The 8,797-nt window shown below is 65.2% G+C and carries 9 protein-coding genes; 5 read left to right on the plus strand and 4 right to left on the minus strand.

What is annotated here, in order from left to right; genetic code table 11:
* The first annotated feature begins 134 nt into the window (after positions 1 to 134).
* Positions 135 to 2,360 (plus strand): YfhO family protein, encoded by a 2,226-nt coding sequence (locus IPP90_15810; GenBank protein ID MBL0172156.1) that lies wholly within the window; start codon positions 135 to 137, stop codon positions 2,358 to 2,360.
* 195 nt (positions 2,361 to 2,555) lie between these two features.
* On the opposite strand, the gene IPP90_15815 is transcribed toward IPP90_15810, so the two are convergent.
* On the minus strand, positions 2,556 to 3,005 hold the full coding sequence (locus IPP90_15815) for a GNAT family N-acetyltransferase (protein MBL0172157.1): 450 nt from the start codon (positions 3,003 to 3,005) through the stop codon (positions 2,556 to 2,558).
* An 85-nt stretch (positions 3,006 to 3,090) separates the two neighbouring features.
* On the opposite strand from IPP90_15815, the gene IPP90_15820 reads away from it, so the two are divergent.
* Positions 3,091 to 3,792, plus strand: a complete 702-nt coding sequence (locus tag IPP90_15820; protein MBL0172158.1) for a J domain-containing protein — start codon at positions 3,091 to 3,093, stop codon at positions 3,790 to 3,792.
* A gap of 34 nt (positions 3,793 to 3,826) precedes the next feature.
* Here IPP90_15820 and IPP90_15825 read toward each other — a convergent pair whose 3' ends face one another.
* The 3 genes from IPP90_15825 to IPP90_15835 are packed head-to-tail and all read right to left on the minus strand — an operon-like array spanning position 3,827 to position 6,079.
* The gene (locus tag IPP90_15825; GenBank protein MBL0172159.1) at positions 3,827 to 4,402 is read right to left on the minus strand and encodes an RsmD family RNA methyltransferase; all 576 of its coding nucleotides are present in this window, start codon (positions 4,400 to 4,402) and stop codon (positions 3,827 to 3,829) included.
* A gap of 9 nt (positions 4,403 to 4,411) precedes the next feature.
* On the minus strand, positions 4,412 to 5,023 hold the full coding sequence (locus tag IPP90_15830; GenBank protein ID MBL0172160.1) for a DUF2238 domain-containing protein: 612 nt from the start codon (positions 5,021 to 5,023) through the stop codon (positions 4,412 to 4,414).
* A gap of 9 nt (positions 5,024 to 5,032) precedes the next feature.
* Positions 5,033 to 6,079, minus strand: coding sequence for a hypothetical protein (locus IPP90_15835; GenBank protein MBL0172161.1), 1,047 nt, complete (start codon positions 6,077 to 6,079; stop codon positions 5,033 to 5,035).
* A gap of 175 nt (positions 6,080 to 6,254) precedes the next feature.
* Between IPP90_15835 and IPP90_15840 the strand changes: the two genes are divergently transcribed.
* The 3 genes from IPP90_15840 to IPP90_15850 all read left to right on the plus strand — a co-directional run.
* Complete coding sequence (locus IPP90_15840; GenBank protein MBL0172162.1) at positions 6,255 to 7,031, plus strand: hypothetical protein; 777 nt, start codon at positions 6,255 to 6,257, stop codon at positions 7,029 to 7,031.
* Positions 7,028 to 7,498, plus strand: a complete 471-nt coding sequence (locus IPP90_15845) for a PaaI family thioesterase (GenBank protein MBL0172163.1) — start codon at positions 7,028 to 7,030, stop codon at positions 7,496 to 7,498. Before IPP90_15840 ends, IPP90_15845 begins: the two co-directional genes overlap by 4 nt.
* Positions 7,495 to 8,797, plus strand: a 1,303-nt coding sequence (locus IPP90_15850; protein ID MBL0172164.1) for an amidohydrolase family protein, incomplete at its 3' end; no start/stop codon positions are given. The genes IPP90_15845 and IPP90_15850, both read left to right, overlap by 4 nt.

Here is an 8,797-nt window from a genome sequence, read left to right on the forward strand (position 1 = left end):
CCTTGGGGAAGCGCGAGCCACGCCAGCCGATCCTGTCGTCACCTCTGCCACGGAGAGATCGTCGGCGCTATCGTCGTACCATGCCGCGCCACCGCGCGTACGCCCATCGCCCGTTTGCTTCTGCCACGCCATTCATGCGCACGTCCGGTTCCCCGGCCCCTTCCAAACGATCGCCTCAGCAGGATGTCGCGCCCGGTGCCGCCGACTCGGAATCCGCGTGGTGGTACTGGCTGCTGGTCCTGGCGCCGGTGCTGTTCAACGCGATCATGCTGACACCGGAGTTTGCCACCGGCGTTCCCAGCAAGAACGACAGCGCCCTGCACCTGCTGCTCGTTCACGCGGCCAGCGACGCCGTCCGCGACGGCAGCAATCCGTTCGACTTCTGGATTCCGCAGCTCGAACTCGGCTTCCCGCAGTTCGTGTACTACCAGCATTTGCCGCATCTGGCGGTTGTCGCGCTGCACCGCGCGCTGCTGGGGACGCTGGAACTGGAAACGGCCTTTCACCTCGTGCGATATCTGCTGCTGGTGAGTTTTCCGCTCACCGTCGCCTGGTCCATGCGGCGCATGGGATTTTCACGGATGGCCGCGGCCGTGGGCGCCGCGGCCGCGACACTCTTCAATGCCAATGCGCGCTTTGGCGTTGAGTACAACAGCTACATCTGGCGCGGGATCGGCCTCTACACCCAGCTGTGGGGCATGCACCTGTTTCTGCTTGCCCTCGCGTCGCTGGTCGTCACGGTCAACGAGGGACGCGGCTATGTGCGCACCGCGCTCCTGTTCGGCGCCACCGTGCTTTCACATCTGGTGTACGCCTACATGCTGGGGGTCACCAGCCTCATCGTGCTCATCGTGGGCACGCCGTGGCGCGCTCAGTGGCGTCTGCTGGCACCGCGCGCCAGTCGGCTGTTGGTGGTGTCGGGACTCGCCTTGGCCCTGACCGCCTACATGATCTGGCCATTCCTGCAGACCAGCTACGCATACCTGAGCAGTTTGCCGGGCATTCTGACGATTCGGCCGGCGGGCAACGCCATGCTCCAGGTGGTGTCGGGTCGGCTGTTCGACTATCAACGATGGCCGGTGCTCACCGCACTCGCCTTGATCGGCGCACTGGTGGCCACCGTACGCCGGGGACCGGAGCGTATCCTTGCTCTCGGTGGATTCGGACTCTGGCTGGCGTTGCTGACCATGCGCGAATGGTTGCGAAGCCTGAGCGGGACATTGCCGGCACATTCAGGCTTTGTCAGCTATCGCTTCGTCGGTGCCGTGGAGTTGTTTGCCATCCTGCTCATGGGCATCGGTGGTGAAGCGATCTGGAATGCCGTGAGCCGCCTCACCGTGCTCCCGCCGCGGTTTCGGTCTGCCTCCGCATTCACCGTCATCGCGCTGGTGCTCGCACCGGCGGTCATCGAGCGCACGCACTACTACGAAGGCAACCGGCAAGTGATCGCCGAAACGCGTACCGCCCTGTCGGCCGACACCGATTTGTCGGCAGTGCTCACGGCCCTCGGCGCGGCATCGGCCGACACCGCCTACCATGGCCGAGTGTACGCCGGACCGCGCCGCGGCTGGGGTGGCCAGTTGATGGTGGGTCCCAGTCTTCGCGTTTTCGATGTCGTCAATGCGCACCGCATGGCATCGATCGGCAATCCATTCCAGGGGCTCGCGCTCAATTCGGGACTGCTGTACAACTTTCGCGACGGTGATGCCGGCCTCTACGATGCCTTCGATGTGCGGATGGTGGTGACACCGTCGGCCGCCGCGGTGCCTCCGTTCTTCCAGAACGTGCTGCGCAACGGCCACTATGCCGTGTGGCGCGTGCCCACGACCGGCATTGCCCAGTACGTCGAAATCACCGCGCGCCGACCGGCGCGGACCCAGCGCGAGTTGTATATCGGGGCGTCCGACTGGTTTGTCAGTGCCGCACCGGGGGCGCATCAGGTCACGCGATGGGACTATCCGTCGTCACTGACACCGGCCGTTCCCTTCACACCGACGCCGCGCTGCGCCGACGGTGGTCGGACGTCGGAAGAACGGGTCACCTCGCAACGTGTTTCGTTCACCGCCGAATGCGCGACGGCCGGTGCGGTGGTGTTGAAGATCTCCTACCACCCGAACTGGCATGTGCAAGTCGATGGCGTCGAGGCATTGACCTACATGGTATCGCCCAGCTTCATCGGCGTGGACGTGCCGGCTGGGCGTCATCGCATCGAGGCGCGCTATGTGCCAACGCGTTCGAAAGTACCGCTCCTGGTGTTGGCGCTGATCGTGTTGACCGCAGCGGTGACGCAGCGCCGGCACCTTGATGGTCCGGCGCAATGGATAGCCCGGCGCGTGGGCGTTCGGTCAATTGATTCGTGACGGTTTCGCTGAGCGGTGAGCAGTGAGGGGCCGGAGGGGTGAGCAACGGAAGCGTCGAGCGCCAGAGCGGTGAGCCGGTGAGGGCAGGACTGGGTTCTCCCCTCGCCGGCCGGCCCCTCACGCGCTCAACGCTTATTTTGCTCGCCCCTCCAGCCCCTCACCGCTCCCGCCGCTCAGCGTGATGTTCAGCTACGCTCACACCGGATAGTCGTACCGAATGAACCCGTTGCATTTCGCCACCGCATCGTACAGCGCGCGCGCCGTGGCATTGTGGTCCTGCGTCAACCAGTAGTACCGCGCCGCCCCGCGCCCACGTGCCTCGCCGGCCACCGCCTCGATCAACGCGCGCGCCACACCGCGGCCACGCATCGCCGGAGCGGTGAACAGGTCCTGCAAATAGCACACGGTCGGCGTCCACACGCTGGTGTGGAACAGGTAGTGCGCGAGACCAACCAGCTGTCCGTCCACCGTGGCCCCCAGCCCGAACACGCCGTCGTGCGCCATCAACCGGTGCCAGGCCGCGTCGAACGCCGCATCAGTGGTTGGTGTCTGGTAAAACGCCTTGTAGCCGCGGGCCAAGGCATCCCAGGCTGCGCGGTCAGCAGCAGACAACGGTGCGATGGCGACGGAAACGGTAGGCGGCACGGTGTTTCCCCGGCTGGGCCGTCGGCGTCCTGCTAGTACCGTGCGGCGGTGAAGTCCGCGCGACAGATCACGAACGTCCGGGAATATGGCCCCCAATCGCCGCAATCACTATCGACTCCTGCATGTGCAGTCCGACGCCCCGGCGGCGGTCATCAAGGCCTCGTATCGTGCCCTGATGGCCCTCCATCATCCGGACGTCGGCGGCGACCATGCCATGGCCGCGTTGCTGAACGAAGCGTACGCGGTGCTCTCCGATACGACGCAGCGTGCCGCGTATGACAAGCAACGTGCCGCCAAAGCCGGTCGAGCGTCCTTTCGCGAGCAGCGCGGCGGCACGTCGCAATCAGCGCCGCCGCGCCACAGCGCGCCAACAGCCGCCTGCCCGTTGTGTCATCTGGGCATGCCCGCGCAGCTGCATGCCGATTCGCGGTGTCTGCGCTGTCGTGCGCCGTTGGCGCCGGTGCGGCGCCCGGGCGAAAAGGACGGCACCACTGAACGACGCCGGATGTTGCGGGTCTCCAAGTCTGACTGGGCGCTGCTGTATCAAAGCTGGCCGTCGGAGGTGACCGACGTACGCATGCGCGATCTGTCGCTGGACGGCATCAGCATCTACAGTGGCACCGAGTTCCCCGTGCACCGCACCATCCGGGTCGTCGGCGCGGCCTTCGACGTGGTGGCGGTGATTGTCTCCTGTCGACAAGTGGGCAAGGTGTTCACCCTGCACGCCAGGCTGATTACGGCATTGTTCACGAACGCCACCGGCGGATTCGTGTCGAAAACCGCGTAGCCAACGCGTCCCGCGGCGCCACGACCGTGCGGTGCTACGCCACCACTGGCGGGACAACCACCGGCGGGACAACCACCGGCGTCGGTGCCGGCGGTTCCTGCCGATAGATGGTCACCGCCGTGTCCTCGAAGATGCGCTTGTCATAGCCGCGCGGCAGTACATGGTCGGTGGAGTGCTCCACCGCGAGGATGCGCGAGAACTTGTTCGCCTGCCAGCTTTCGATCACACGATCGAGCATTTTTGAACCGTATGGCGGGTCGACGAACACGATGTCGTAGCGATCGGCTTCCAGTGCCGCGGCAAACGGCAAGGCATCCTTCTTGAACACGCGCGTCTTCTCACGCAAGCGCAACGCGGCAATGTTCGCTTTCAGCGCGTGCAGGCTGGACGGTCCGATTTCCACGAAATCGGCGTAGCGCGCGCCACGCGAGATGGCCTCAAGGCCCAGCGCGCCGGTGCCGGCGAAGAGGTCCAGCACGCGCGCCTTCTCCAAATCGGCGTGCAGCATCTTGAGCAATCCCACCCGCACCAACTCCGCGGTTGGACGCACGCGATAGTCGCTGGGCGATGTCAGGTTCCGGCCGGCAAACTTCCCTCCCACAATTCTCATCCCAACAAGCTACACGGACAGGCGACGGATCTGGCGATCCTGCAGGCGGGTGAAGGCCACCATGGCGATCACGGCCCCAAGGAAGGCCATGCCCATGTCCGACTGCGTGTCCCACGGGTCGCCCTGCGTACCCAGGAACGCGTCGGCCCCCTGCCCCAGGGCCACGGCGGCTCCCCATTCGATCAATTCGTAGGTCAGGCTGATGGCGAGCGCCACGGCCACGGCCAGCGAGTAGGTCCAGGCACCGGCCCGAACGATGCGTAACCGAAGGAACAGTTCGCGCGCCACGAGGGCCGGCACGAACCCCTGGGCAAAGTGCCCCAGCTTGTCGTACGGATTGCGCGACAGGTGCAACAGATCCTGCACCCAGAATCCCAGCGGCACACGCGCATACGTGTATGCGCCGCCCACTATCAGGATGATCGCGTGGAGCGCAATGACGACGTACAGCAGCGACGTCAGCGGAAAACGCCGCGCCGTCCAATACAACACGGGAGCGGCCATGAAGATCGGCGCCACTTCCATGAGCCAGGTGCTGCGCTCGTACGGCTGGAGACCCGATACTGCGAGAAGAGCAACCACCACGACCGCCAGCCACGGCACCCATCTGCGCGTTGTCATGCCGACAGTCTACCGCACATACTCCTGCGCCGCACCGGTAAACGCGCTCGGCCGGCTTGAGGCGCCCGCAAAGTATTCCACGCGAATACGTTCCTCCGAGAGCATCTGCACCAGCATCCAGCCGGCCGCTATGCGACCCATCACCGGCGTCCCCTGAAAGGCCACGAGTCCGCTGGCCACGCTGACCGTCGCCGGGTCGGGATCGGTCGATGGGATGCGCAGCACGCCGGCCTCCGTCAGCGTGCCACCTACAGAAATCCGCGGCTGCGTCGCATACCAGTCGTACGCAAATGCCAGCGTCTTGGGCCACCCCTGCGGGCCCATCGTCACCGACGACCCGTCGTTGGCAATCGACGAATGGAACCAGTCCCCCACCAGCTTGCCGCGCACGCCCCAGTCAATGCGCCCGTCCTTGTTCCCCGGCACGCCCTCGAACATGCGCACGCGCTCGTACAACCACGACCGCAACGGCTCACTGAAGTACTTGTACGGCGACACCGCGTGCGCTCCCATGTCGCCATAGCGCTTGGGGTTCACGAATCCGGCCGGGGTGACGTCATAGTCGATGACGCCCAAGTCCATTGACGGACAGCGGCCCGTGGTGGTCGCAATGGTATCACCGGCGTTCACATGTGAGCCAACGCCGATACCCGGCTTCAGAATGACGTGGTCGTAGTAGTAGTGAAACGTCCTGGTCATCTGCACATTCACCTTCGTGTCGCCCTGTACCTCCGTGACCAGTACGAAGGTCACCACTCCGCTGCCCGCCGCGCGAATCGGCCGCGCGCGACAATCGTTGTTCTGCTGCTGTCCACTCCACGGGTTCACGAAATACCAGTACACGTGATCGGTGGGCAGCACGTGCCCCGGAGGCGCCAGGTTTCCCAGCGGCGTGACCGCGAACACGGTGCTGGTATCCAGCGGCGAAACGGACAGCACGCCCGGCCCCGTGGCGGTGAGGCCATAAGGATTCCCGTTGTCCGCGGGACCGGTACTGTCGCCGTGACCGCCGCAGGCGGAGAGGGCCATCAGCGACAGGGCAATCGAATGGCGCATAGGGGACATTGTTCAGCGAGACCAGCGGAGAGTGAACGCCGTGGCCGCCGCAATCGGTGCGGGAGGCCGGTAGGATGACTGCTGTCCGAGCGCCCCGGTCACCAGAATTCCGCCAGCGCCGGGGGACTCGCGCCGCGGGTGTCGCTCGTAGATTAGGCGGATGCGCCTACTCTCCGTGCCCCAGCCCTGGGCCACCCTGCTCGCGCGCGGTGCCGCGCGATTCATCGTCCGTCACGACGCCACCGACTATCGCGGCACGGTCGCCATTCATGCCTCCGATCTCATCGACGGCGAAGCGGTGGAGCGACTGGACACCGATTCCGAATTCGCCGAACGCCTGGCCGCGCTGGGGTTCCAAGCGGCGAGTGACTTCGACGCACTGCCGCACAACGCCATGGTCGGTGTGGCGGTGATCGCCGACCTCTGGAGCCTGGGTTCACTCGAGGAAGTGGCCACGGAAGACGATGCCATCCTGCTTGGCGACGTGGACGATACCGCGGTGTTCTGGGAGCTGGCGGAGGCGGTCGAGATCGATGCGATCGTTGAACCCGCAGTTCCCGTGGACACCGACGATGACGACCATGCGATGGCGGCCGACGACATGGCCGAACCGGTCCCGCGCTTCAACGCCCTGTCGGAGCCACTCTCTCTTGTGATTCAAGACGCCGCACGGCGCGCCGGCGCGCGATTCGATGACGACGGCCTGGTATTCTGGCCCATGGCGCCGAGCCAAGCACTCGCGGCGCTGATTGGCGACGATGCGGTTGGTGATCGCGAGATCACGCGACGCGTGTGGGCCTATGTCGTGGAGCAAGACCTGCAGGACGCCGAGGACCATGCGTACGTCTACCTCGACGACGCGCTGCGGGCGGCACTGGAGAGCGACGCCGACGGCATGCCGACCGGAGAATTCACCGACTGCGTGGTCGCCCAGATGCGACGCATCCCATGACGGCCCTGCAAGACAAGTATCCCGACGACTACTCGTACTGTTACGGCTGCGGGCGTCTGAATGCGGACGGCCTTCACGTAAAGTCCGAGTGGCACGACGGAGAGTGCACCGCCCACTTCCACCCGGCGCCGAAACACATGGCCATGCCCGGCTTCGTGTACGGTGGTCTCATCGCGTCGCTTGTGGACTGTCATGCCATGGCCACTGCCGCCGCGGCCTCGATGGTGGCTGCCGGTGAAGTGCCAGGACACGACCCCACGCGCCGGTTTGTTACCGCCTCACTGCATGTGACGTATCTGAAGCCGACGCCGATGGGGGTTGAACTGGTGCTGCGGGCGCGCGCCGAAGAAACTGGCGAGCGCAAGGTGCGTGTGGCGGTGGAGCTGTTCGCCGGCGAGGTGCTGTGCGCACGCGGGCAGGTGCTGGCGGTGCGACTCCCGGACACCATGGCGGTGCTTCGCCCATGAAGTCGTTCTTACACGTCCCCACGTTGATCGTGTTTGGACTCGTCGGATGTGCCGGCCGCGACGCAACCCGCGAGTCGGTGGACATTCTCATCACCGGCGGCACGGTCATCACGATGGATAGCACGCGTCGCGTGCTGGACGACGGTGCGGTGGCCATCAAGGCCGATCGCATCGTGGCCGTGGGTCCGTCTGGCGAACTGGCGAAGCGCTACACGCCACGCGAAACCATCGACGCGCACCGCAAGGTAGTGATGCCCGGTTTGATCGACGGGCACGGACACGCCGGTCACGGACTGGTAAAGTCACTCGGGATGGATACGGAACAGTGGTACCCGGCCACCGAGCAGATATACGCGCACGGCTCATCGGTGGATTTCTGGCGCGCCGAAGCGCTGCTGACTGGGGTGGAGAAGGTGCGGTTCGGCGTGACCACCTCGCTCAGTTTCTTTGGCGGTGGCGACATGGTCATGCGCACGGACGATCCCGTGTACGGCAATGCATACATGAGCGCGATGGATACCGTGGGGCTCCGCTTCTTCCTGGCCGTGGGACCCCGTCGCCCGCCATTCCCATGGACGTACACCCAATGGCAGGGCGACTCATCACGCGATGTGTCGGTGACGTTCCAGCAGCAACTCGATGTGTCGGAAACGCTCATCAAGACGTGGAATGGGGCGGGCCAAGGGCGCCTGCATATGGCGGTGGCATTCCCCACGCATCATCCCGAAACCACGCCGCTCACCGCAGCGGCCCTCGCCGAGCTCACCGCGCAGGCACGCGCGGCCCTCGCGCTATCGAAAAAGTACGGTCTCCTGTTCACGCAGGACGGCCACTCGCGCGGTTCGGTGAAGTTCGCCAACGACGTCTTTGACATTCTTGGCCCCGACGTGCTCCTCTCGCACGCCACCGGCATGACCGACGAGGAGATTGCGATTGTCGCGCGCACGAATACACGCGTGGTGCACAATCCCAGCGCGAACGCTGCCATGCGTGAACCATTCCGGTTGGTCGAGTTGCTCGATGCCGGCGTGACCGTGATGCTCGGCTCCGACGGCGTCGCCCCCGACCGCAGCTACGACATGTTCCGCCACATGTTCCAGGCCATGCGGTATCATCGGGCCGCCTTGCGGGACACCAAGGTGCTGCCCGCGGGCAAAGTGCTGGAGATGGTCACGATCGATGCCGCGCGCGCGCTGGGATTGGAGAAGGAGATCGGTTCGCTCGAGCCGGGAAAGAAAGCCGACGTGATTCTCGTTGATTGGTTCCGGCCACATATGGTGCCGATGAACATGCCGCTCT

This window comes from Gemmatimonadaceae bacterium, assembly GCA_016720905.1.
Classification (GTDB): Bacteria; Gemmatimonadota; Gemmatimonadetes; order Gemmatimonadales; family Gemmatimonadaceae; genus Gemmatimonas.

Coding starts and splice junctions, on each gene's coding strand:
- IPP90_15810 (MBL0172156.1), top strand. CDS start 135: ATGCGCACGTCCGGTTCCCCGGCCCCTTCCAAACGATCGCCTCAGCAG.
- IPP90_15820 (MBL0172158.1), top strand. CDS start 3,091: ATGGCCCCCAATCGCCGCAATCACTATCGACTCCTGCATGTGCAGTCC.
- IPP90_15825 (MBL0172159.1), bottom strand. CDS start 4,402: ATGAGAATTGTGGGAGGGAAGTTTGCCGGCCGGAACCTGACATCGCCC.
- IPP90_15830 (MBL0172160.1), bottom strand. CDS start 5,023: ATGACAACGCGCAGATGGGTGCCGTGGCTGGCGGTCGTGGTGGTTGCT.
- IPP90_15835 (MBL0172161.1), bottom strand. CDS start 6,079: ATGCGCCATTCGATTGCCCTGTCGCTGATGGCCCTCTCCGCCTGCGGC.
- IPP90_15845 (MBL0172163.1), top strand. CDS start 7,028: ATGACGGCCCTGCAAGACAAGTATCCCGACGACTACTCGTACTGTTAC.